The sequence below is a fragment of the Pseudomonas mercuritolerans genome, assembly GCF_025706525.1.
Lineage (GTDB): Bacteria > Pseudomonadota > Gammaproteobacteria > Pseudomonadales > Pseudomonadaceae > Aquipseudomonas > Aquipseudomonas mercuritolerans.
In genome coordinates this window covers 147,876-172,225 of record NZ_JAMSHA010000010.1, presented here as the reverse complement: position 1 = coordinate 172,225, position 24,350 = coordinate 147,876, and the positions used below count along the sequence as shown (strand labels likewise).

Below are 24,350 nucleotides of genomic sequence, written 5' to 3'. Positions count from 1 at the left end.
AGGCATGGTCACTACTCATTTATAGATACAGGGATTTGTCCCTGGCCTGTTGAAGCTGTTTCCCTGAAACAGTTTCCTGATAAGGAAGGATTGCCTCATGGCTCTCGACGTTCAAGAAAAAGCTCAAATCGTTGCTGACTACCAGCAAGCTGTTGGTGACACTGGTTCGCCAGAAGTGCAGGTTGCACTGCTGACCGCCAACATCAACAAACTGCAAGGTCACTTCAAGGCCAACGGTAAAGATCACCACTCCCGTCGTGGTCTGATCCGCATGGTTAACCAGCGTCGCAAGCTGCTGGACTACCTGAAAGGCAAGGACGTAAGCCGGTACGCCGCGCTGATCGCTCGCCTGGGTCTGCGTCGCTAATCAGCGATTGCGCTATGAGGTTGGTGGTCTGTCGGGCGTCAGCGGTTTTCCGCTGGCGCCTTGCAGGCTCCCAGCCTCAAGTTTTATCTGCAGCATGGCTTTACCTGTAGCACCCGGACAATTGCCATCGGGCCGATTCCCGAGATTGCCCAAGAATTCGCAAGAAACCGTTTCCCCCAAGAGCCACAAAGAAGGTAGGACACCGTGAACCCGGTAATCAAAAAATTCCAGTTCGGTCAATCGACCGTTACCCTCGAGACAGGCCGTATCGCCCGTCAGGCCTCCGGCGCAGTATTGGTCACCGTTGACGACGACGTCAGCGTGTTGGTGACTGTTGTCGGTGCAAAGCAAGCCGATCCGGGCAAGGGCTTCTTCCCTCTGTCCGTTCATTACCAGGAAAAGACTTACGCTGCCGGTAAGATCCCTGGCGGTTTCTTCAAGCGTGAAGGCCGTCCTTCCGAGAAAGAAACCCTGACTTCCCGACTGATCGACCGTCCGATCCGTCCGCTGTTCCCAGAAGGCTTCATGAACGAAGTGCAGGTTGTCTGCACCGTCGTTTCCACCAGCAAGAAGACCGATCCGGACATCGCTGCGATGATCGGTACCTCGGCTGCCCTGGCCATTTCCGGCATTCCGTTCGACGGCCCGATCGGCGCCGCTCGCGTGGCTTTCCACGAAAGCACCGGCTACCTGCTGAACCCGACTTACGAACAGCAAGCCGCTTCGAGCCTGGACATGGTCGTTGCCGGTACTTCCGACGCCGTGCTGATGGTTGAATCGGAAGCCAAAGAACTGACCGAAGACCAGATGCTGGGCGCGGTACTGTTCGCTCACGACGAATTCCAGGTTGTGATCAACGCTGTGAAGGAACTGGCTGCCGAAGCCGCCAAGCCAACCTGGAACTGGGCTCCTGCGCCAGAAGCCACCGAGCTGCTGGGCGCGATCCGTGCCGAGTTCGGCGAAGCGATCTCCCAGGCTTACACCATCACCATCAAGGCCGACCGTTACGCTCGCCTGGGTGAGCTGAAGGACCAGGTGGTTGCCAAGCTGTCCGGGGAAGAAGGCCAGCCAAGCGCTGCTGAAGTCAAAGCCGCTTTCGGCGAAATCGAATACCGCACTGTTCGCGAAAACATCGTTAACGGCAAGCCACGTATCGACGGCCGCGACACCAAGACTGTACGTCCGCTGAACATCGAAGTCGGCGTTCTGCCGAAGACTCACGGTTCGGCACTGTTCACCCGTGGCGAAACCCAGGCACTGGTTGTTGCAACACTGGGCACCGCCCGTGACGCGCAACTGCTGGACACCCTGGAAGGCGAAAAGAAAGACCCGTTCATGCTGCACTACAACTTCCCGCCGTTCTCGGTAGGCGAGTGTGGTCGCATGGGTGGTGCCGGTCGTCGCGAAATCGGTCACGGCCGTCTGGCCCGTCGTTCGGTTTCGGCCATGCTGCCAGCCGCTGACGTGTTCCCATACACCATCCGCGTGGTGTCGGAAATCACCGAATCCAACGGTTCGAGCTCGATGGCTTCCGTGTGCGGTGCTTCCCTCGCGCTGATGGACGCTGGTGTACCGATGAAGGCACCGGTGGCCGGTATCGCCATGGGTCTGGTTAAAGAAGGCGAGAAGTTCGCCGTTCTGACCGACATCCTCGGCGACGAAGATCACCTGGGCGACATGGACTTCAAGGTAGCCGGTACCGCCAAAGGCGTTACCGCACTGCAGATGGACATCAAGATCAAGGGCATCACCGAAGAGATCATGGAAATCGCTCTGGGCCAGGCCCTTGAAGCGCGCCTGAACATCCTCGGCCAGATGAACCAGATCATTGGCCAGTCGCGTACCGAACTGTCGGCCAACGCTCCGACCATGATCGCGATGAAGATCGACACCGACAAGATCCGTGACGTTATCGGCAAAGGTGGCGCGACCATCCGTGCGATCTGCGAAGAAACCAAGGCTTCGATCGACATCGAAGACGACGGTTCGATCAAGATCTTCGGCGAAACCAAGGATGCCGCAGAAGCAGCGCGTCAGCGCGTTCTGAGCATCACTGCAGAAGCCGAGATCGGCAAGATCTACGTCGGCAAGGTTGAGCGCATCGTCGACTTCGGCGCGTTCGTCAACATCCTGCCGGGCAAGGACGGTCTGGTGCACATCTCGATGCTGAGCGACGCTCGCGTAGAGAAAGTCACCGACATCCTGAAAGAAGGCCAGGAAGTGGAAGTGCTGGTACTGGACGTGGACAACCGCGGCCGTATCAAGCTGTCCATCAAAGACGTGGCAGCTGCCAAGGCTTCGGGCGTTTAATCACCCCAACGCTTTAGCGCAATGAAGATGCCCCCGCCGTGCAAACGGCGGGGGCATTTTTTTATCTGAAATAAAGAAATTGTAGTTCTCAAAAGAAAACCATCAGACAACCCACAAATTTGCCGCAGCTCGAGACCGGTGCTAGGTTTAGCCCACCGCCCGTGTAGCTCAGCCGGTAGAGCAGCGCACTCGTAACGCGAAGGTCGCAGGTTCGATTCCTGTCTCGGGCAAAAAATTTTCGCCGTCGGTTTTATGCGTGGTGTTGGAGGTATTCGTTCAGTGCTTGACGTGTCAGATCATTCAGCGACAAATTTTGACGGGTTGCCGCCAGAGCCGCTGCTAAATGCAGATCGTGACCGATGCGAACATTGAACGATCCTTTGCATGGGATTTCAGGCTTCTGCCCGAGCTGCTGACAGGTTTGTAAATAGTCATCTACCGCCTCGCGAAAGGCTGCTTCCAGTTCAGCCACCGTTTGTCCTTCATAATTAACCAGCGCCCTGATGAAAAGGAGTTTTCCGAACAGGCACTTATCTTCCGTGCTCGCCTCGATAGAGCCAACATAGCCTTTGTAGTGCAGCTGGGAACTCATGGAATCAGGCCTCCTGTTTTCAGTTGCTCGATAATCTGACGTCTTGCGTATGTTTTGATTTCATTTCCGGGATGTGGCTTGTGCAGGTTGATCATTGCGCTCGGATTCCCGTTGTCGAATTTGATCCTGCTACCTGATCCTTCCAGCTGAGAGTAACCAAGGCGCCCCAACAGGGTAACAAGCTCGGACCATGTGAATGCGCTGTGGCCGTTGACTAGTTTGGCGAGAAGTTTTTCAGTCTTTGACATGCTGGCCTATGATTGCAACTGAATATAGTTGCCTGTTTTTGGGCGGTCAATGTGAAGGTTTCGTTCGCCTTGACCTCAAAGGCGATGGCGAGGATTTATACGCAGTGAATTTCGCGCATGGAAACAGGAAACTGTAACCAAGCGCATACCACCCTTCATTTCATTCCGCCGGTTGCACTGGCTTGCGTCTCTGTTAGGATTCCTTCGTACCAGACAAGCAAGCGCCGTTGTTTTCAGATGATCCACGAATGGTCCTGAAGGCCAGGAAAAACCGAGCTTCCAATGACTTCCTGCGTCAGAGAGATCCTTGATGATCCAGATCCATCCTCCATTCCTAAGATCAGCGAGAACCCCATGACTGAATTGACCCAACAGCAACGCCACGAACAAGCGCTGGAAAAATACCTTCTGGATGTGCCGGACCTGAAGGAAGAGATCAAGGACCTGAGTCCCGATGATCAGAAAGACCAGATCCAGTGGGCCTTCGAGGACGAAGCCGAAGCGCGGGGCTTGCAGCCGTGGGAGCTGACCCTCAAGTACACGAGCACGCCGGAGGAGTTCGAGGCGCAGCGCCTCGTGCTGCACAAGGAAGCGGCGGAAGTATTGGGTGTCGAGTGGTATGAGTACTGCGAGATGAATAATCTCGTCGTATAAGAGCAGATGCGAGCTTCTAGCTTCTAGCTACAAGCTGCAAGTCAAAGCAAAGTCGCTTGGCTTGTAGCTTGTAGCTTGTAGCTTGTAGCTTGTAGCTTGTAGCTTGTAGCTTGTAGCTTGCCGCTGCGTTTAGAGGCTCAGTCGCATCGACAGGTCCACCGCTTTGACATCCTTGGTCATTGCGCCGATCGAGATGTAATCCACACCCGTTTCGGCGATCGGCAGCAGCGTGTTTTCGTTGATGCCGCCGCTGGCTTCCAGTTTCGCGTTGCCGGCGGTCAGGCGTACCGCTTCGCGCATGTCGTCCAGGCTCAGTTCGTCGAGCATGATGATGTCGGCGCCGGCTTCCAGCGCCTGCTTCAGCTCTTCAAGACTTTCCACTTCGATCTCCACCGGTTTGCCCGGGGCGATCTTGTGTGCGGCGGCCACGGCTTCGGCGATGCCGCCGCTGGCGGCGATGTGGTTTTCCTTGATCAGGAAGGCATCGTACAGACCGATGCGGTGGTTGTGGCAGCCGCCGCAGGTCACTGCGTATTTCTGTGCCAGGCGCAGGCCGGGAAGAGTTTTGCGCGTGTCGAGCAACTTGACCTGCGTTTCGCCGACGAAGTCCGCCAGGTACTGCGCGCGCGTCGCCACGCCGGACAGCAACTGCAGGAAATTCAGCGCGCTGCGTTCACCGGTCAGCAGTGAGCGCGCGGGGCCTTCCAGATGAAACAGCGGCTGATTGGCTTTGACCCGCTGGCCGTCGACCACTTGCCAATGCACCGCCACGCGCGGATCGAGCTGGCGAAACACCGCATCGACCCACGCGGTGCCGCAGATGACCGCGTCGTCACGGGTGATGATGGTGGCTTTGGCCAGGCGTTCGGCCGGGATCAGTTGCGCGGTGATGTCGCCGCTGCCGACGTCTTCGAGCAACGCACGGCGCACGTTGTTTTCGATTTCGGCGGTCAGATCGGCGAGACGTAGATTCGGCATAACGAACTCCACAAACAAAGTGGTTCGATTATAGGGGCAGGGCGCGAGCCAACCCAAGGCGAGAACGCGCGTGCCTGACGCATCTGGTCGATTTTTCTGAGCCGAGTGCGTGGGCGTGGCGTATAGGGGAAACCCTGAGGCCTATAGCATCGTCGACATCTTTTGCCAGATAATCCGCCTTGTATTTGACGTCATGGCTTTGACGAACGACTCCGCTGGGGCAGTGTCGAAAGCGACGAACCGAATCACCGTTCCAGGAGGCTTGGATGCGCAACGACGGGAAAGTGGTGCCTTTGCACCGGGCGACTGCCGATCTGGCGGACCACTCGCCGCTTGCCCGCTTGCCGGTGATTCTGTTGCAGGTTCGCGACAAGGCTGCGCAGCAGCTGCGCCACGATTTGCAGGAGCTGTTCGATAACGCCGACGACACGTTGTTCGAAATGGCCGACCGGGCGCGCAACGACGTCGATCAGAACATCTTTTTCGAAGCAATGCGCGACCTGCGCCTCAAGCGCAAGAACATCGAGCGCGGCTTTCTTGAACTGTTCTTTGAGGCTTTCGCCAGCCTTACCCAATACGATCCCGCCGCCAACACCCTGCCACGCACGCCGGTGGTCGAAGAATCGGCGCCGCGCACCGATGCCATGGAGCGCACCGTGGCCGTGCAGACCATGGTCAGTCGCGTGCTCAAGCGCGACGGCTTCGCTCTCGATCAACTGACTGCACGCTTCAGCTCCATGCTCGGCAAGCGCCTGGACGATCAGCACAACCCGCTGAGCCCGGCGATGCTCTGCGAATATTTCCTGCAGGCCGGGCGTAACCTCGGCGTCGAGATCAAGGTCAAGCTGATCCTGCTCAAGTTGTTCGAACGCTATGTGCTGGCTGACACCGAGCAGCTGTATGGCGAGGCCAATCAGTTGTTGCTCGCCACCGGCGTGTTGCCACATCTGAAGCCCGCCATGGCTCGTCGTGTTGTCGAGCCTGCGGACAGCGACACATTGATTGAAGATCTCGACGAGTCGCCGCCAGCGGACGAAGGCGTCGAGGAAGTATTCGCGGCGATGCAGCAATTGCTCGCCCAGGTGCGTGGCCGCGTCACACCCACACTGGAACCCGGCGCCCCGGCGCACCCGATCAATACCCGTGATCTGCTGCGCTTGTTGTCGCACTTGCAGCAATACGTACCGGCGCTCGAGGCTCAGGAAGATTTCGATCTGCGCCATCAGCTCGAGCAGTTGCTGACCCGGGTCAGCGTCAGAAGCGGTCGTTCCCGCGTTGTCGCGACTGCCGACGAAGATGTGATCAACCTGATCGCCATGGTCTTTGACTGCATCCTCGATGATCGCAACCTGCCTGACGCGCTCAAGGCGCTGATCGGCCGATTGCAGATTCCGATGCTCAAGGTCGCCGTGCTCGACAAGAATTTCTTCAGCCGCAGCACGCACCCGGCGCGGCGCCTGCTCAACGAAATCGCCGAGGCCGCAATGGGCTGGAGCGATTTTGACGGCGCTGAGCGGGACAGCCTCTACGTGCGCATCGAGCAAGTGGTGCAACGCTTGCTGAGTGATTTTGTTGACGACCCGGCGATCTTCTCCGAACTGCTCGCCGACTTCCTCGCCTTCACTCAGGAAGAACGCCATCGCACTGAACTGCTCGAACAACGCTTGCGCGATGCCGAGGAAGGCCGGGCGAAGGCCGAGCTGGCTCAGCATCGCGTTGCGCAGGCGTTGCAACAGGCGCTGCTGGGCAAAGTGCTGCCGGCGACGGTGGTGAGTTTCGTCCAGCAGGCCTGGAGCAAAGTGCTGTTGCTGACCTGCCTCAAGCACGGTGATCAGTCCGCCGAATGGCACGCCGATGTGCAGACCATGGAACAGTTGGTCTGGAGCGTGCAGCGCCATGACGACGGCGAATCCAGCCTGCGCCTGCTGGCACTGGTCCCGGGTTTGCTCAAGTCGCTGCGCGATGGCCTCAGCAGCACGGCTTTCGACCCGTTTGCCACCAGCGAATTCTTCAGCGAGCTGGAGGCTCTGCACGTGCGCGTACTGGAGCGTTCCGACGAAGCCGAGCACAGCGTTACGCCGCTGATCGAAATCACGCCCGAGGTCTTGCAGCACAGCGCCGACCAGGCAGCAGCCACCCCGGCGCCGCGCCTGGCGCAAGACGCTGCCGGTCTGTCTCAGGTCGAGCAGTTGCGTGTGGGCCACTGGGTGGTGTTCGACGCAGACGACGAACAGACCTTGCGTTGCAAACTCGCCGCGATCATCGAAGAGACCGGCAAATATGTCTTCGTCGACCGCACCGGGACGAAAGTGCTGGAGCACAGCCGCACCGACCTCGCCTTGGCTTTCAGCCGTGGCGCCGCGCGTGCGCTGGATGACACCTTGCTGTTCGACCGCGCACTGGAATCGGTGCTGGGCGACCTGCGGCAACTCAATCGCGGCAAGTGATCGCGCGGCGGGGGCGGATCGCGGCATACTGGGCGCCCACATGGTCGGCGTTGAAGGAATCGGTATGCAGTTGGATCCCGCGAGCGGGTGGTGTCATGGCGTGCAGATCTGCCCGTCGCCCAACTTCAATGAGCGCCCGGCGGGCGAAGTGTCACTGTTGGTCATCCACAACATCAGCCTGCCGCCGGCGCAATTCGCCACCGGCAAGGTCCAGGAATTTTTCCAGAATCGTCTGGATGTCACCGAACACCCGTACTTTGCAGGCATCGCTGACCTGCGCGTCTCGGCGCATTTCCTGATCGAACGTGACGGCAAGATCACCCAGTTTGTCTCCTGTCTTGCGCGGGCGTGGCATGCCGGCGTTTCGCTGTTCGAAGGCCGCGAAACCTGTAACGATTTTTCCGTGGGCATCGAGCTGGAAGGCACCGATGATCTGCCGTTTACCGACGAACAGTATCGGGCGCTGACGGCGCTGACCCGGCAGTTGCAGAAACGCTTTCCGGCGATCACCGACCAGCGTATCTGCGGCCACAGCGATATCGCTCCGGGGCGCAAGACCGATCCGGGACCGGCATTCGACTGGGCACGCTACCGCGCGGCCCTGGCAAAAGAGGAAGGACAATGAGTTTTCTGGTGTTACTGCTGGCGGTGTGGATCGAGAAATTTTCGGCCCTGCGCCATCGGCTTCAACGCGACGGCGGATGGATCCGCGAACTGCACAAACTCGAAAACAGCAAACGGCTGGCCAGGCAACCGTGGCTGGTGCTGACGATTCTGGTGCTGTGCCCGGTGGCGTTGCTGGCGCTGTTGCTGCTGGTGCTCGAACCGGTGGCGTACGGTCTGCTGGCGCTGCCGGTGCATTTGCTGGTGGTGATTTACAGCCTCGGACGCGGCGATCTGCTCGGCGGCCTCGGGCCGTTCCGCGATGCCTGGCGCCGTGAGGATCTGCAAGCGGCGGCCCACGTGGCCAAGCGCGACCTGGACATCTGCGCCGACAGCGGCGAGCAATTGCTCGAGCAAGTGCAGGGGCATCTGCTGTGGCAGGCCTACCAGAGTTTCTTTGCGGTGATCTTCTGGTATTTCCTCCTCGGCCCGGTGGCGGCATTGGCCTATCGCCTGTTGGCGCTGGCCGAAGAGCACGGCAGCACTGTGGCGCTGGTCGAGCGTGCTGCTCAGCTGCGTCATGCCTTCGATTGGGTGCCGGTGCGTTTGCTGGCGGCGAGTCTTGCATTGGTCGGCAACTTCGTCGCGGTCAGCCGGGTGATGCTGCATGAGCTGCTGAACTGGAACATCAGCGCTGCGCAGTTGATCAACAAGGTCGGCCTGGCAGCCGGGGAAGTTCCACCGCCAGTGGTCGGCCCGGACGGCATCAACACCCTCGATTGCCTGTGGGAACTGCTGCTGCGTGCGGCGGTGCTGTGGTATGCCGGGTTTGCCTTGTGGACGGTTCTGGTTCACTGATTACAGCAAGATCAAAAGATCGTCCGATCGCGGCCCGAGCCTTCGGCAGCTCTTACCTTGGAACGCATTTCCCTGTAGGAGCTGCCGAAGGCTCGGGCTGCGATCTTTTTGCTTTTGATTCGGCGATCACTGCATCGCCATTAACCTTAAGTTACAAAACCTCCCGCCGATTTACGCTATACAGAGATAGCGCCCGATAGTGGCTATCTGCTGTCGTCCCGCGCCTGCCAATAAAAACAAGAAAAACCAAGGGAGACTTCCAGTGAAGAGCTTGCTCTATCCCGCCGTCTCGCTGATGAACCGTCTGAGCTTCGGCATGAAGTTCAGCCTGATCAGCGTGCTGTTCCTGGTGCCGATGCTGGTGACCAATTTCTATCTGGTGCGCGATTCCTATCGCGAATTTCAGGGCACCCGCGTCGAACTGCAGAGCCTCGACCTGCTGGGCAGCAGCCTGACCCTGCGTCGGGATCTGGAAACCCTGAACAATCTGGTGCAGATCGATGTCACCCTCGGCCAGTCCGGCAAGGCCGGCAATGTCGAAGCGCAGATCCAGACGCTGGAGCAGGCTGTGCTCGCGCGCCTCGAAGGGCTGACGGCGATGACCGAGGATCCCGAACAGATCAGGCAATTCGAGGCCAAGCGCGATGAAATGATCGCCGCGTTCAAGGCCCAGCAGGCGGAGAGCTCGCTGCAAAGCAAAAGCGCGTTGATCGGCAAGTTGCTGGCCAGTGCGCAGATTTTCAGCCAGATCATCACCAGTCAGGCCGGGTTGAGCCGCGACAACCAGAGCGACATTCGTCAGCTCAGCGAACTGGTGACGCTGATTACCCCCAGCGTGACGCAAACCCTCGGCGAAGGCCGAGCGATGGGTGCGTATTCGTTGGGCCAGGGCTTTCTCAACAGTTCCTCGAGCACGCGTTTTGACGAGTTGCTGGTGCAGATCGAAAAACTCCAGGCCGAGTACGCCCTGAAACTGCAAGACGCCCTCGGCTCCAGCAACGCCGCACGCGAATCCCTCAGTGCCCAGGCCGACAGCAGCAAGGCTTCGCTCAAACAGGCCAGCGAGCTGTTCGAAGAGCAAGTGGTGATGGCCGACACCCTCGATGCGCCGTGGCAGGCATTCTACGATCAGGTCACCGGGCTGATGGAACACACCTACCAGCTCAATCAGGCCACGCTGAAATTCCTCGACAGCCAGTTGCAGCAGCGACTGGCGCAGAACCGCACGCACATGATTCTGCAAGCCTCGGCGCTGTCGGTGGTGTTCGTGCTGATTTTCTATCTTTATGGCGGTTTTTACGCCTCGACCCGCACCACCCTGAAAAGCCTGGGGGCGATGATGGACAAGGTTGCGGCCGGTGACATGACTGTCAACTTCAAGGCCAGCAGCCGCGATGAACTGGGCGAGTTGGGCGAGGTGTTCAACGGCACGGTGAAGAAGATTCACGACCTGATCGAGCGCGTCGGTCATACCGTCGGCGAGGTCGAACGTCAGGCCGGGCAGGTCGAAAGCGTATCGGCGCAGAGCAATCAGGCGGTCGCCGGGCAACGTACGCAGATCGAACAAGTTGCGACGGCGATGAACCAGATGTCGGCGACTTCAATGGAAGTCGCTCGCAGTGCCGCCGCTGCGGTGAGCAGCGCCCACAGCGTCAACGATGAGACCCTGAGCGGTCGCGGTCTGGTGGAATCGCAGCAGGGCAGCATTGCCGCGCTGGCCAGCGAAATCGATCAGTCGGTGCTGGTGATCAATCAACTGGCCAGCGACAGCCAGTCGATCAGCCGTGTGCTTGAGGTGATCAAGAGCATCGCCGAACAGACCAACCTGCTGGCGCTCAACGCCGCGATTGAAGCGGCCCGGGCCGGCGAGCAGGGGCGCGGTTTTGCCGTGGTCGCCGACGAAGTGCGCACCTTGGCCAAGCGCACCCAGCAATCGACCGAGGAGATCGAGCAGATGATTGCCAAACTGCATGGCGGCGTCGGCGCGGCGGTGAAGGCCATGGGCGTCAGCCATCAAATGGCCAATGGCACGGTGGGCCAGTCGGAAAAGGTCCAGCAGGCGCTGGAAAACATTCTTGGCGCGGTGGGCATGATCGTCGACCAGAACCAGCAGATCGCCGCTGCCGTCGAACAGCAGACCGCCGTGGCCCATGACATCGACCAGAACATCGTCGAAATCAACCGCGCTGGCGAACGCACAGCGCAAGGTGCGCACCAGACCGAAGATGCCAGCCGCGCGCTGTCGGCGCAGGTGGTTGAGCTCAAACAACTGATCAGCGCGTTTCGCGTCTGAAAGGCTGGAACCGGATCAAAAATGTGGGAGCGAGCCTGCTCGCGAAGGCGGTGGGTCAGGCATTGACGATGTCACTGACAGATTGCTTTCGCGAGCAGGCTCGCTCCCACAGGGGATGGCGGTGTTACCAGCCGAAGACTGCGCAGCAGTTGGCGGTGCTGGCGTTGGCCAGTTGTTCAGGCGTGATATTTATCAGCTCGGCCAACGCCGCACAGATTGCCGGCAAATGCGCCGGGCTGTTGCGCTGGCCGGGGAACATGGCGGGGGCCATGTCTGGTGAGTCGGTTTCCAGTACCACCGATTGCAGCGGCAGTTCCGGCAGCACCCGATGCATGCGCAATGCCTGCGGCCAGGTCGGTGCGCCGCCGAGGCCCAGTTTGAAACCAAGCTTGATGTATTCCCGCGCTTCTTCGCGGCTGCCGGCGAAGGCGTGGATGATGCCGGCGCGTTTGAGCTTGAAGCGCTTGAGCGTGGCGATCACCGCTGCGTGGCTGCGGCGTACGTGGATCAGCGCCGGCAACTCGAAATCCGCGGCCAGTTGCAGCTGCGCTTCAAACAATGCCTGTTGCCGTTCGCGATCGAGGGTTTCGATGAAGTAATCCAGACCGATCTCGCCCACCGCGCATAACTGCCGATGCCCGCGCAAGCGCGTCAGCCAGTCCCCCAGCGCATGCAAATCCTCGGGCCGATGCTGATCGAGAAACACCGGGTGCAATCCGAACGCCGCGTACAGCTCGGCATCGCTCTGCACCAGATCCCACACCCGTTGCCAGTTGCCCTGATGCACGCCCAGCACGACGATGCGCCGCACGCCGAGAGCGCGGCTTTCGGCCAGCAACTCGGCGCGATCGGCGTCGAAGTCGGGGAAATCGAGGTGGGTGTGACTGTCGATCAGCTCCACGCTTCAGTCCCGATGAATACGCTGCTTGAAGGTCCGCGCGATGGCTTGCACGCCCGGTTGGTAGTCATCCTGCTCGACCGCGGCCAAGGCCAGTTCCAAGGCCTTGTCGGCGATTAACTGGTGTTGCTGGGACATGGCGTTGACCGGCAGCGGCAGGAAATCCAGCAACTGCGTGTCGCCGAAGGTGCCGAGGCGCAGCGGCCGCGATTTCAGCGGGAAATCATGCAGGGCATCGAACACGCCTTGCAGCAGCACGTAGGAAGTGGTCACCAGCGCGTCAGGCAAATGCCCCAGACGCTGCAGGAGTTCTTCCATCAGTTGCTTGCCGCACTCACGGCTGAACGACTCGGCGTGCTCGACCAGCACCTCACCTTTGAAATCTTTGAGAGCCTCGCGGAAACCGGCGGCACGCTCCTGGCTGATGCTCAGCTCCGGGCGGGCGCCGAGGAGCACGATCTGCTTAGGCTGCGGATCGAGCAGGCTCTGGGTCAGGTGCAGGCTGGCCTCGCGGTCGTCGCTGATCACCGAGCAGAAATGCTCCGGCTCCATGACCCGGTCGATGGCGATGATCGGCAGACCCTTGGCCTGCAACTGGCGGTAGCTGTCATCGCCGGCCGGCAGGCAACTGGCGACGATCAGCGCATCGCAGCGACGCGCGCGGAACAGTTGCAGCAACTGGCGCTCGCTGTCCGGCGCATCGTCGGAGCTGGCGATCAGCAATTGATAACCGCGCGCCCGCGCGCCTTGTTCGAGCAACTTGGCGATCCGCGCGTAACTGGGGTTTTCCAGATCCGGCAGGATAAAGCCCAGGGTGCGCGTGTGCCGACTGCGCAGGCCGGCCGCTTGCGGATTGGGCGTGAAGCCGTGCAGATCGACCACCGCGCGCACGCGCTCGACGGTCGCGTTGCTGATGCGTTGCTGTTCGGCCTTGCCGTTGATGACGTAGCTGGCGGTGGTGACGGAGACGCCGGCCAACCGCGCGATATCACTGAGTTTCAACCCGGTATTTCCTTGTTTTTTCGAGCATGCCGCGACATTTTCGCCAATCCTACCCGATAAGGGCAGCCGACTTATTGTCTACGCGCTTCCGACAAGTTGGACTTCAAGGATGAGACATTATCGAGTAACGTGCCGATCAATCTAGATTAAACGTTTCAGCAAGCGTATTTTCTACGTTTTAGACGCCTTTGGCCGGTCCTGCCGTGAAACCGCCAAAACTGCCGCTGAAAAGCGCGGTAGAGCGCCTAAGCTGTGAACATTCAAAACAATACCTGGCGTTGAACTGCGCCAAAAAGGAGATCGCATGCTCGAGCTCACTATAGAGCAGATATCCATGGGCCAGTCGGCCGTGGATAAACCCGCTGCCCTGCAATTGCTGGCCAGTCATCTGGTCGCCGACGGTCTGGTTGCCGACGGCTACCTCGCCGGCCTGCAGGCCCGGGAAGCCCAGGGCTCGACCTTTCTTGGTCAAGGCATCGCCATTCCCCACGGTACGCCGGAAACCCGCGATCAGGTATTCGCCACCGGCGTGCGCCTGATGCAGTTTCCCGACGGCGTCGACTGGGGCGATGGCCAGATCGTTTATCTGGCGATCGGCATCGCGGCGAAATCCGATGAACACCTGCGCCTGCTGCAACTGCTGACCCGCGCCCTCGGCGAGACCGATCTGGGCCAGGCCCTGCGTCGCGCCAGCTCGCCCGAAGCGCTGCTGAAACTGCTGCAAGGCGCGCCGCAGGAACTGGCGCTCGATGCACAGATGATCGGCCTCGGCGTGTCGGCCGACGACTTCGAAGAACTGGTCTGGCGCGGCGCACGTCTGCTGCGTCAGGCCGATTGTGTGAGCAACGGCTTTGCCGGTGTGTTGCAGCAAGTCGAAGCGCTGCCATTGGGTGATGGCCTGTGGTGGTTGCACAGCGAGCAGACCGTGAAGCGTCCTGGACTGGCGTTCGTCACCCCGGACAAACCGATGCGCTACCTCGGCCAGCCGCTCAGCGGACTGTTCTGCCTCGCAAGCCTGGGCGAAGCGCATCAGGCGCTGCTCGAGCGTTTGTGCGCGTTGCTGATCGAAGGTCGCGGCCACGAACTGGGCCGCGCCACCAGCAGCCGCAAAGTCCTCGAAGTGCTCGGCGGTGAACTGCCGGCCGACTGGCCGAGCGCACGTATTGCCCTGGCCAACGCCCATGGTCTGCACGCACGACCAGCGAAGATTCTTGCGCAACTGGCGAAGAGTTTCGACGGCGAAATTCGCGTGCGCATCGTCGACAGCCAGGACAGCGCCGTGTCGGTGAAGAGCCTGAGCAAACTGCTCAGTCTCGGTGCCCGCCGCGGTCAGGTGCTGGAGCTGATCGCCGAGCCGAGCATCGCCGCCGATGCCTTGCCGGCCCTGCTCGCGGCGATTGAAGAAGGCCTCGGTGAGGAAGTCGAGCCGCTGCCGGCCGTGAGTCAGCAGCGCGAAGTGATCGCCGACATCGCCGAAGTGCTGATCGCCCCGGCCTCCGGCAGCCTGTTGCAGGCGATTCCTGCCGCACCGGGCATCGCCATCGGTCCTGCGCACATTCAGGTGCTGCAAGCCATCGATTACCCGTTGCGCGGCGAATCTGCCGCGATCGAGCGCGAGCGCCTCAAGCAAGCGCTGAGCGACGTGCGCCGCGACATCCAAGGCTTGATCGAACGCAGCAAGGCCAAGGCGATTCGCGAGATTTTCATCACTCACCAGGAAATGCTCGACGACCCGGATCTGACCGACGAAGTCGACAGCCGCCTCAAGCAAGGCGAAAGCGCCGAAGCGGCGTGGATGGCAGTGATTGAAGCCGCCGCCAAACAGCAGGAGTCGCTGCAGGACGCTTTGCTCGCCGAGCGTGCCGCCGATCTGCGCGACATCGGTCGACGGGTGCTGGCGCAATTGTGTGGCGTGCAAACCGCGAACGAACCTGAGCAACCGTACATTCTGGTGATGGACGAAGTCGGCCCGTCCGATGTCGCGCGCCTGGATCCTGCGCGAGTGGCAGGGATTCTCACCGCGCGCGGCGGTGCTACCGCGCACAGCGCCATCGTCGCCCGCGCGCTCGGTATTCCAGCACTGGTCGGCGCGGGTGCAGCGGTGCTGTTGCTCGAGCCCGGCACGCCGCTATTGCTCGACGGTCAGCGTGGCCGTCTGCATGTCGACGCCGATGCCGCGACCCTCAAGCGTGCCGCTGAAGAGCGCGACACCCGCGAGCAACGCCTGAAGATCGCCGCCGAACAACGCCATCAACCGGCACACACCACCGACGGTCACGCCGTTGAAGTGTTCGCCAACATCGGCGAAAGCGCAGGGGTGACCAGCGCGGTGGAGCAGGGCGCCGAAGGCATTGGTCTGCTGCGCACCGAACTGATTTTCATGGCCCACCCACAGGCGCCGGATGAGGCGACCCAGGAAGCCGAATACCGTCGCGTGCTTGATGGTCTGGCCGGGCGGCCGCTGGTGGTGCGCACGCTCGACGTCGGCGGCGACAAACCGCTGCCGTACTGGCCGATCGCCAAGGAAGAAAATCCGTTCCTCGGCGTGCGCGGTATTCGCCTGACCCTGCAGCGGCCGCAGATCATGGAAGCGCAACTGCGCGCCTTGCTGCGCTCGGCCGACAACCGTCCGCTGCGAATCATGTTCCCGATGGTCGGCAGCGTCGAAGAGTGGCGTCAGGCCCGCGACATGACCGAGCGTCTGCGCAAGGAAATTCCGGTCGCCGACCTGCAATTGGGGATCATGATCGAGGTGCCGTCGGCCGCGTTGCTTGCGCCAGTGCTGGCCAAGGAAGTCGACTTCTTCAGCGTCGGCACCAACGACCTGACCCAATACACCCTGGCCATCGACCGCGGTCACCCGACCCTGTCGGCGCAAGCGGACGGCTTGCACCCGGCGGTGCTGCAACTGATCGACATCACCGTGCGCGCCGCCCATGCCCATGGCAAATGGGTGGGCGTCTGCGGCGAACTGGCGGCTGATCCGCTGGCGGTGCCGGTGCTGGTCGGCCTCGGTGTCGACGAGCTCAGCGTGTCCGGGCGCAGCATTGCCGAAGTCAAGGCGCGCATCCGTGAACTCAGCCTGCCCCAGGCGCAAACCCTCGCTCAACAGGCCCTGGCCGTGGGCAGCGCGAATGAAGTGCGCGCATTAGTGGAGGCCCTGTAATGGCCAAGATTCTCACACTGACCCTCAACCCGGCACTCGACCTCACTGTCGAGCTGTCGCGGCTGGATGCCGGTCAGGTCAATCGCAGCGAGGAAATGCACACCCACGCTGCGGGCAAAGGCGTCAATGTCGCCCAGGTGCTGGCGGATCTCGGCCATCAGGTCACCGTCAGCGGCTTTCTCGGCGAAGACAATCAGCAAGCGTTCGAAACCCTGTTCGCCAAGCGCGGTTTCGTCGACGCGTTCATCCGCGTGCCGGGCGAGACGCGCAGCAACATCAAAGTCGCCGAACAGGACGGGCGCATCACCGACATCAACGGTCCGGGGCCAATGGTCGATGCAGCGGCGCAGCAAGCCTTGCTTGATCGCTTGCAGCAGATCGCACCGGGGCACGATGCGGTGGTGGTCGCCGGCAGTCTGCCGCGTGGCGTCACTGCGCAGTGGTTGCGTGAGCTGATTGAAAGGTTGAACGCGCTCGGCTTGAAAGTCGCCCTCGACTCCAGCGGCGAAGCCTTGCGCGCGGCGTTGCAGGCCAGCCCGTGGCTGATCAAGCCGAACACCGAGGAACTCGCCGACGCATTAGGTTGCGAAGTGGTCTCGCCAATCGCTGAAGCACAAGCCGCTGCACGCTTGCACGGCCAAGGCATCGAGCACGTGGTGATTTCCCACGGCGCCGACGGGGTCAACTGGTTCAGTGTCGGCTCGGCCCTGCATGCCTCGCCGCCGAAGGTCAGCGTGGCCAGCACGGTCGGTGCCGGCGATTCGTTGCTGGCTGGCATGCTTCACGGTCTGCTCAGTGCTGATACGCCGGAGCAAACCCTGCGCACCGCCACCGCGATTGCGGCGATGGCGGTGACCCAGATCGGTTTTGGTATCAACGACGCAGCGCAACTGGCGCAGCTCGAACAGGGCGTGCGCGTGCGCCCCCTGACAGAACAATAAGAGGGTTTGTCATGAAGTTAGCCATTGTTACGGCTTGCCCGAACGGCATGGTCACCAGTGTGCTGTGCGCGCGTCTGCTCGATGCAGCGGCGCAGCGTCAGGGCTGGAGCACCAGCGTTGAAGTGGTCGATCCGGCGCACCCGGAACGCGAATTGTCGGCGGCGACCATCGAAGCCGCCGAGTGGGTGTTGCTGGTCACCACTGGCGCGGTGGACATGAGTCGCTTCGTCGGCAAGCGCGTGTTCCAGATCGCTCCGGCGCAGGCCTTGCAGGATGTCGAAGCGGTGCTGCGTCGTGGTGCTGAAGAAGCCGAAGTCTACGTCGCCAGGGCAGTCGAACCGGCGATCGATACGCCACGTGCGCCACGCATCGTCGCCATCACGGCCTGCCCGACCGGCGTCGCCCACACCTTCATGGCCGCCGAAGCGTTGCAGCAGACTGCCAAGCGCCTGGGCTATGAATTGCAGGTCGAAACCCAAGGCTCGGTGGGCGCGAAAACCCCGCTTAGCGCAACGGCCATCGCCGAGGCTGACGTGGTGCTGCTGGCGGCGGATATCGACGTCGCCACCGAGCGTTTCGCCGGCAAGAAAATCTATCGCTGCGGCACTGGCGTTGCCCTGAAGCAATCCGAAGCGACCCTGAAAAAAGCCCTGGCCGAAGGCGCAGTGGAAAGTGCGGCAAGCGACGGCAAGGCCCCGGCTAAGTCCGAGAAAACCGGCGTCTACAAGCACCTGCTCACGGGTGTGTCGTACATGCTGCCAATGGTGGTGGCGGGTGGTTTGCTGATCGCGTTGTCCTTCGTGTTCGGCATCACCGCGTACAAGGAAGAAGGCACGCTGGCGGCGGCGCTGATGCAGATCGGCGGCGAAACCGCGTTCAAACTGATGGTGCCGCTACTCGCCGGTTACATCGCCTACTCGATCGCCGACCGCCCGGGCCTGGCGCCGGGGATGATCGGCGGCTTGCTCGCAGGCACTCTGGGCGCTGGATTCATCGGCGGGATCATTGCCGGCTTCATCGCCGGTTATGCGGCCAAAGCCATCGCCCGCTATGTGAAGTTGCCGCAGAGCCTGGAAGCGTTGAAGCCGATTCTGATCATCCCGTTGCTGGCCAGTCTGGCCACCGGCCTGGTGATGATTTACGTGGTCGGCAAACCGGTCGCCGGCATGCTCGCCGCGCTCACCCAGTTCCTCGACAGCATGGGCACCACCAACGCGATTCTGCTCGGCGTATTGCTCGGCGGCATGATGTGCGTCGACCTCGGCGGGCCGATCAACAAGGCTGCCTATGCGTTTTCGGTGGGGCTGCTGGCCTCGCAGAGTTACGCACCGATGGCCGCGACCATGGCCGCCGGCATGGTGCCGCCGATTGGCTTGGGCATCGCCACCTTCATTGCCCGGCGCAAGTTCGCCCAGACCGAGCGCGAGGCCGGCAAAGCGGCTTTCGTGCTCGGCCTGTGCTTTATCTCCGAAGGGGCGATTCCGTTTGCTGCGAAAGACCCGCTGCGGGTGATCCCGGCGAGCATCGCCGGCGGCGCGCTGACCGGCGCCTTGTCGATGTACTTCGGCTGCAAACTGATGGCGCCGCACGGTGGCTTGTTTGTGCTGGCGATCCCCAATGCGATCAACCATGCGCTGCTGTATCTGCTGGCGATTGTTGCGGGGAGCCTGGTTACGGCGGTGGTGTATGCGCTGCTCAAACGGCCGGAGGCTGTCGAACTGGCAGTCGAACCCGTCAACGCCTGACCGACAACACTAAATCACTGTGGGAGCGAGCCTGCTCGCGAAAGCGGAGTGTCAGCTGAAGATGTGGTAGCTGGCGGGACGCCTTCGCGAGCAGGCTCGCTCCCACAGGAGTCTGCATTGTCATAGCGGGTTCATACACCCATGCTTAAGTTTTCCCTTTTGCAGGGAGAACACCATGAGCGATTTCAATCTCGGTCGGCGTCGCGTCATGCAAGCGGTCGGCGCCGGTCTGTTGCTGCCGGGGCTGGCGCCGGCGGTGATTGCTTCGGTCAAGGATCGTCCCCAGCTCACCGACGGCGTGCAGTCTGGCGACCTGCTCGGCGACCGCGCGATGATCTGGAGCCGCAGCGATCGCCCGGCGCGCATGGTGGTCGAGTGGGACACCGGCAGCCTGTTCGGCAACCCGCGCAAATTCGTCTCGCCACTGGCCGATGCGCGCAGCGATTTCACCGCCCGCGTCGAACTCACCGGCCTGCCGGCCAACCAGGCAATCTTCTATCGCGTGCACTTCGAAGATGCCCAGAGTGGCGTCGCCAGCGAACCGTGGTTCGGCCATCTGCGCAGCGTGCCAACGACAAAACGCGATATCCGTTTTGTCTGGAGCGGTGACACCGTCGGCCAGGGCTTCGGGATCAACCCGGACATCGGCGGCATGCGCATCTACGAAGCCATGCGCCTGCGCCTGCCGGACTTCTTTATCCACAGCGGCGACACCATCTACGCCGACGGCCCGGTGCCCGCGCAACTGACCACCGAAAGCGGGCGCATCTGGCGCAACATCACCACCGAAGCCAAGAGCAAAGTCGCGCAGACCCTCGACGATTATCGCGGCAACTATCGCTACAACCTGATGGACGAAAACATCCGCCGCTTCAACGCCGAAGTGCCGCAGATCTGGCAGTGGGACGACCACGAAGTGGTCAACAACTGGTCGCCGGGCAAGCAGCTGGATGAGCGTTATCAGGAGAAAGATATCCACAAGCTGGTCGGCCGCGCCCGGCAGGCGTGGCTGGAATATGCGCCGATGCGCTTGCAAGCGGCGGACGGCGGCGGGCGCATTTATCGCAAGCTCAGTTACGGGCCGATGCTCGACGTATTCGTGCTGGATATGCGCAGCTATCGCGAAGCCAACGATGCCAACCTGGGCGCTGCAAAACCGTTTCTCGGCCGCGAGCAGCTGGACTGGCTCAAGCGTGAGTTGCAGGCATCGAAGGCGCAGTGGAAAGTCATCGCCGCCGACATGCCCATCGGCCTGGGCGTCCCCGACGGCGAGGTCAGCCCGGGCGTTGCACGCTGGGAAGCCGTGGCCAACGGCGATCCCGGCCTGGCGCAGGGGCGCGAACTGGAAATTGCCGAATTGCTCGGCTTTCTGCGCTCGCAGCAGGTGCGCAATTTCGTGTTTCTGACGGCGGACGTGCACTACTGCGCGGCGCATCACTACCACCCGGACCGCGCCGCGTTCCAGGATTTCGAACCGTTCTGGGAATTCGTCGCCGGGCCGTTGAACGCCGGCAGTTTCGGGCCGAATCCACTGGACAAGACGTTTGGCCCGGAGGTGGTTTTCGAGAAAGCACCGCCCGCACAGAACACCTCGCCGTTTGCCGGGTTTCAGTTTTTTGGTGAGGTGAATATCGAAGGGCAGAGCGGCGAGATGAGTGTGGTGTTGCGGGATCTGGATGGGGTAGCAGTGTTTGAGCAGAAGTTGCAGCCTGTTTAATCACGCTGGATCAAAAGCCCCTCCCCCCAGCCCTCTCCCGGAGGGAGAGGGAGCCGACCGAAGTGTCTTGCGTCATGCATCGACCTGGAAGACCGAGGTGATTGAGGATAAAGGAACTTTCGTCGTCTGAGTTCAGGGTCGAGCACGCGGTCGTGTCGGATTTGGATTCGGCGAATGACGTTCAGGTCGGCACATAGCGTGAATGATTCGCGGTCGGTCCCCTCTCCCTCTGGGAGAGGGCTAGGGTGAGGGCATTTTCCGCTCTGCCGCAATTCTGATGATCTGCTCCTACACATCATCCATCTGCTGAAGCACCTCAAGATTGCTGAATCGCACGACGTCAATGCCTTGTTGAGACAGGAAGTTCGACCGGCGCCGATCGTGAAGCACCCCGGCCGTCTCATAATGCTGGCCACCATCCAGCTCAATCGCCAACCTCAACTCTACACAATAGAAATCCAGCACAAACGGCGGATATGGAAACTGTCGGCGAAATTTCAGATTGGCGATTTGCCGGGAACGCAGGCGCTGCCAGAGCAGGTGTTCGCAATCTGTCTGGTTGGTGCGTAAGTGGCGGGCGAATTGGGCGAGGGTAGGGCGGCTTGGCATGGCTTCACGGTCCTTGTGAAGTTGACTGGAGATTTAACAGTAGCCCATTTCCCTCCCAGCCATCTCGCGGAGGGAGAGGGAGCCGACCGAGGTGTCTTGCATCACGCACAGACCTGAGACACCGGGCCGATTATGGCTTTGGATTCAGTGAAAAACGCTCAGGTCGGCGTCGTTCTCCCGCATCCCCCAATCAGTCCCCTCTCCCTCTGGGAGAGGGTTAGGGTGAGGGGCTTCTCGCAGGCGTTAGTAAACGTCGCGGCGATACCGTCCCAGCTCGATCAGTCGTTCAACTTCATCAGCACCCAGCACATCATTGAGGACTTGATCCACCCCCGAAGCCATCCCCTGCAAACTGCCACACACGTAAATCACCGCTCCCTCTGCCAACCACTTCTTCAATTCATCCGCCGACTCACGCAAGCGATCCTGCACATAAACCTTTTCAGCCTGATCGCGGGAAAACGCCAGATCCAGCCGCGCCAGATCACCATTGACCAGCCACTCTTCGAGCTCGGCGCGGCAGAGGAAGTCGTGCTCACGGTTGCGCTCGCCGAACAGCAGCCACTGCCGCTGCTGACCATCGGCAATCCGCGCCTTGAGCAAACTGCGCAGGCCGGCCAGGCCAGTGCCGTTGCCCAGCAGGATCATCGGCACGGGTTCGTTAGGCAGATGGAAACCGCTGTTGCGCCGCACGCGCAGGCTGATGCTGCCGCCCACTGGCGCGTGTTCGGTGAGCCAGCCGGAGCCGATGCCGAGGCTGCCGTCGTTGTGCTGTTCCTGGCGCACGATCAGTTCCAGCACGCCGTCGGCGGCAATCGAGGCGATCGAGTATTCGCGCATCGCCAGCGGCACCATCGCGTCGACCAGCGACTGCGCATGCAAACCGACCAGATGTGCGCGGTGTTCGGGCAGTTGGCGTGAGGCGAGGGCAACCTCCAGCGGCTCGTCGATGCCGTTGACCTTCACCTGAGTTTCGCCACGGATGCCGAGGCCGTCGAGGAAATGTTCGATGGCCCACGGGCAGTTGCGTGGCAGCACTTCGACCAGGTCACCGGCGAGCCAACTGCGGGTGTCCGGGGCTTTGAGGCCGAGCAGGTAGACCGGCGCGCCGCTGCTGTCGGGGTTCATCAATTCGCGACGGACCAGCGTCCAGTTGTCGTAGCTCGGTGCTTGCCAGGTTTCGCTCGGCGCCTGTCCGGTGAGCTGGCCGAGTTGGGTTTGCCAGTGACGCAGCGCGTAAGGATCTCCGCTGTCGACCTCCACCGGGGCGAACAAGGTCTTGCCGCCGTGCTCGCCGAGCCATTGATGCAAGCGCTTGGCGAAGCCGCAGAAGTGCGCGTACTGCCGATCGCCGAGGCCGAGCACGGCGTAGTTGAGGCTGTCGAGTGTCGAGGCCTTGGCCAGCACTTTGCGCTCGAAACCACGGGCGCTGTCCGGCGCTTCGCCGTCGCCGAAGGTGCTGACCACGAACAAGGCGTTGTTCGACTCACGCAGATCCTGTTCGCTCAGATTGGCCAGCGGCTGCACGTTGACCGGCAATCCGGCGGCCTGCAATTGTCCGGCGGTCTGCCACGCCAGTTGTTCGGCGAAACCGCTCTGGCTGGCGAAACCGATCAGCCATGCCGAAGCATCGGCGGACGGTTGTGCGAGACCTTGGCGGGCATCCTTGATCTGCTTTTTCTTGCGTCGACGGTCCAGATACAGCAGCCAGCCAGTGATGAAAAACAGCGGCATGCACACCGCTGCGATCGTCACGATGATGCGCCCGACGAGGCCGAAGTAGCTGCCCACGTGCAGCGCATAAATGCTGGTCAGCAGTTGGGCCTTGAAGCTTTTGTCGGCATAGCGGTCGACGCGTTTGACCACTCCGGTGGCCGGATCGAGGGTGATCTGATTCAGCGCGCGGTCATGGGGCGAGCTGTCGAGCAGGTAGAACACCGTCGCCGGCTGGCCGGCCACCGCCGGCATGCGAATGTTGTACGCGGCCAGGCCCGGGCCGGCAGCGCTGTAGATGCTGCTCCACATCGCCGCGTAGTCGGCGGTCGGTGGCGGACCTTCCGGCGCCGGGCCGCGACCGCCACGTACGCGTTCGTTTTGCGGCGCGTCGGAAAGCAGTCGGGTCAGGCCTTTGTTGTACCACTCGTACGACCATGACAAACCGGTCAACGCCAGCAGCAGATAGACCAAAAGGCACCAGGTGCCGGCCACCGAGTGCAGGTCCCAATTGAACGCGCGGCCCTTCTTTTTCCAGTCCAGGGTCAACCACACGCGCCAGCTGTTCCACTGGCGCGGCCAACGCAAATACAGGCCAGAGAGACAGAAGAACAACAGCATCAAGGTGCAGGCGCCGGTGATGTTGCGCCCGGTGTCGCCCATGGCGAGGAAGCGGTGCAGTTGCAGCATCAGGCCGAAGAAGTCCTGGCCGGTGGCATCGCCCTTGAATTCGGCAGTGTACGGATCGAAGTAGCGCATCTCGCCACGCCGTTCGCCCTTGGGCGGAGTGAAGAATACCCGTGCGGCGTGACCGCTGTCGGTCTCGACCCAGAGCATCGCGACTTTCTTGCCGGACGCAGCTTCAATGCGCTCCACCAGTTCCACTGGCGGCAGCACGCCGGCGACCTGTTTTTCCGCCTGCAGAACGGACGGATTCAGCGCTCGCAGGATCTCGTCCTGAAACGAATAGGCCGCGCCGGTGATGCCCATCAGGGCCAGCACCAGTCCTGCGGTGATGCCAAAAAACCAGTGCAACTGGAACAGGGTTTTCTTCAACACGTCACTCGCCGTCCGTTCGGAAATTGTCATCACGGCGCGCATTATGCCGTGGGTTATCAAGAAGCGTTTTGCGTAACACACAAAAGCCCCGTTCAACTGAATGAACGGGGCCTGATCCGTTTCGCAGATCTCATGTGGGAGCGAGCTTGC

Annotated in this window: 18 protein-coding genes, 1 tRNA gene and 1 pseudogene; 13 read left to right on the top strand and 7 right to left on the bottom strand. The window is 61.3% G+C overall.

Annotated features, from left to right (window positions below; genetic code table 11):
• Positions 1-97 precede the first annotated feature (97 nt).
• The 3 genes from rpsO (at position 98) to ND528_RS25165 (ending at position 2,907) form a co-directional block, all read left to right on the top strand.
• A complete protein-coding gene (gene rpsO, locus ND528_RS25175) occupies positions 98-367 on the top strand; it encodes a 30S ribosomal protein S15 (protein ID WP_016771751.1) in 270 nt (89 codons plus the stop codon).
• A gap of 204 nt (positions 368-571) precedes the next feature.
• Positions 572-2,677, top strand: a complete 2,106-nt coding sequence (gene pnp / locus ND528_RS25170; protein ID WP_024011572.1) for a polyribonucleotide nucleotidyltransferase — start codon at positions 572-574, stop codon at positions 2,675-2,677.
• Positions 2,678-2,834: 157 nt separating this feature from the next.
• Positions 2,835-2,907: transfer RNA gene (locus tag ND528_RS25165), tRNA-Thr, on the top strand.
• Between the two features lie 20 nt (positions 2,908-2,927).
• Here the strand turns inward: ND528_RS25165 and ND528_RS25160 are convergent.
• Together ND528_RS25160 and ND528_RS25155 are read right to left on the bottom strand one after the other, a co-directional pair.
• Positions 2,928-3,269, bottom strand: a complete 342-nt coding sequence (locus tag ND528_RS25160; protein ID WP_122601821.1) for a type II toxin-antitoxin system HicB family antitoxin — start codon at positions 3,267-3,269, stop codon at positions 2,928-2,930.
• Positions 3,266-3,517, bottom strand: a complete 252-nt coding sequence (locus tag ND528_RS25155; RefSeq protein WP_122692821.1) for a type II toxin-antitoxin system HicA family toxin — start codon at positions 3,515-3,517, stop codon at positions 3,266-3,268. The genes ND528_RS25160 and ND528_RS25155 overlap by 4 nt, the downstream gene beginning before the upstream one ends.
• 354 nt (positions 3,518-3,871) lie before the next feature.
• Between ND528_RS25155 and ND528_RS25150 the strand changes: the two genes are divergently transcribed.
• Complete coding sequence (locus ND528_RS25150) at positions 3,872-4,171, top strand: DUF6388 family protein (protein ID WP_137215529.1); 300 nt, start codon at positions 3,872-3,874, stop codon at positions 4,169-4,171.
• Positions 4,172-4,300: 129 nt separating this feature from the next.
• On the opposite strand, the gene nadC is transcribed toward ND528_RS25150, so the two are convergent.
• A complete protein-coding gene (gene nadC, locus ND528_RS25145; RefSeq protein ID WP_212615296.1) occupies positions 4,301-5,149 on the bottom strand; it encodes a carboxylating nicotinate-nucleotide diphosphorylase in 849 nt (282 codons plus the stop codon).
• A 266-nt stretch (positions 5,150-5,415) separates the two neighbouring features.
• On the opposite strand from nadC, the gene ND528_RS25140 reads away from it, so the two are divergent.
• From ND528_RS25140 to ND528_RS28540, 5 genes and pseudogenes are all read left to right on the top strand, one after another.
• Positions 5,416-7,596, top strand: a complete 2,181-nt coding sequence (locus ND528_RS25140) for a DUF1631 domain-containing protein (protein ID WP_263471448.1) — start codon at positions 5,416-5,418, stop codon at positions 7,594-7,596.
• 64 nt (positions 7,597-7,660) lie between these two features.
• Entirely contained in the window at positions 7,661-8,221 is a 561-nt protein-coding gene (gene ampD, locus ND528_RS25135; protein ID WP_137215527.1) for a 1,6-anhydro-N-acetylmuramyl-L-alanine amidase AmpD, read from the top strand.
• On the top strand, positions 8,218-9,057 hold the full coding sequence (ampE, locus tag ND528_RS25130) for a regulatory signaling modulator protein AmpE (RefSeq protein WP_212615298.1): 840 nt from the start codon (positions 8,218-8,220) through the stop codon (positions 9,055-9,057). The genes ampD and ampE overlap by 4 nt, the downstream gene beginning before the upstream one ends.
• 295 nt (positions 9,058-9,352) lie before the next feature.
• Positions 9,353-10,444, top strand: a pseudogene (locus ND528_RS28545) (methyl-accepting chemotaxis protein); the annotation flags it as partial.
• Positions 10,421-11,350, top strand: coding sequence for a methyl-accepting chemotaxis protein (locus ND528_RS28540; RefSeq protein WP_401205007.1), 930 nt, complete (start codon positions 10,421-10,423; stop codon positions 11,348-11,350). The pseudogene ND528_RS28545 and the gene ND528_RS28540, both read left to right, overlap by 24 nt.
• 124 nt (positions 11,351-11,474) lie before the next feature.
• On the opposite strand, the gene ND528_RS25120 is transcribed toward ND528_RS28540, so the two are convergent.
• Together ND528_RS25120 and cra are read right to left on the bottom strand one after the other, a co-directional pair.
• Positions 11,475-12,251 carry a TatD family hydrolase gene (locus tag ND528_RS25120; protein WP_263471446.1) on the bottom strand — a complete coding sequence of 259 codons (777 nt, stop codon included), beginning with the start codon at positions 12,249-12,251 and terminating at the stop codon, positions 11,475-11,477.
• A gap of 3 nt (positions 12,252-12,254) precedes the next feature.
• Positions 12,255-13,250, bottom strand: coding sequence for a catabolite repressor/activator (gene cra, locus ND528_RS25115; RefSeq protein ID WP_110646628.1), 996 nt, complete (start codon positions 13,248-13,250; stop codon positions 12,255-12,257).
• A 304-nt stretch (positions 13,251-13,554) separates the two neighbouring features.
• On the opposite strand from cra, the gene ptsP reads away from it, so the two are divergent.
• The 4 genes from ptsP (at position 13,555) to ND528_RS25095 (ending at position 20,819) form a co-directional block, all read left to right on the top strand.
• On the top strand, positions 13,555-16,416 hold the full coding sequence (gene ptsP, locus ND528_RS25110) for a phosphoenolpyruvate--protein phosphotransferase (RefSeq protein ID WP_263471445.1): 2,862 nt from the start codon (positions 13,555-13,557) through the stop codon (positions 16,414-16,416).
• Positions 16,416-17,357: a 1-phosphofructokinase gene (pfkB, locus tag ND528_RS25105; protein WP_212615302.1), complete on the top strand. Its 942-nt coding sequence runs from the start codon at positions 16,416-16,418 to the stop codon at positions 17,355-17,357. The genes ptsP and pfkB overlap by 1 nt, the downstream gene beginning before the upstream one ends.
• Before the next feature lie 11 nt (positions 17,358-17,368).
• Positions 17,369-19,102, top strand: a complete 1,734-nt coding sequence (locus ND528_RS25100) for a PTS fructose-like transporter subunit IIB (RefSeq protein WP_263471444.1) — start codon at positions 17,369-17,371, stop codon at positions 19,100-19,102.
• A 175-nt stretch (positions 19,103-19,277) separates the two neighbouring features.
• Positions 19,278-20,819, top strand: a complete 1,542-nt coding sequence (locus ND528_RS25095) for an alkaline phosphatase D family protein (protein WP_263471443.1) — start codon at positions 19,278-19,280, stop codon at positions 20,817-20,819.
• Between the two features lie 288 nt (positions 20,820-21,107).
• On the opposite strand, the gene ND528_RS25090 is transcribed toward ND528_RS25095, so the two are convergent.
• Together ND528_RS25090 and ND528_RS25085 are read right to left on the bottom strand one after the other, a co-directional pair.
• Positions 21,108-21,428: an endonuclease domain-containing protein gene (locus ND528_RS25090; RefSeq protein ID WP_408005062.1), complete on the bottom strand. Its 321-nt coding sequence runs from the start codon at positions 21,426-21,428 to the stop codon at positions 21,108-21,110.
• Positions 21,429-21,671: 243 nt separating this feature from the next.
• Positions 21,672-24,200 (bottom strand): PepSY domain-containing protein, encoded by a 2,529-nt coding sequence (locus ND528_RS25085; RefSeq protein WP_263471491.1) that lies wholly within the window; start codon positions 24,198-24,200, stop codon positions 21,672-21,674.
• Positions 24,201-24,350 lie beyond the last annotated feature (150 nt).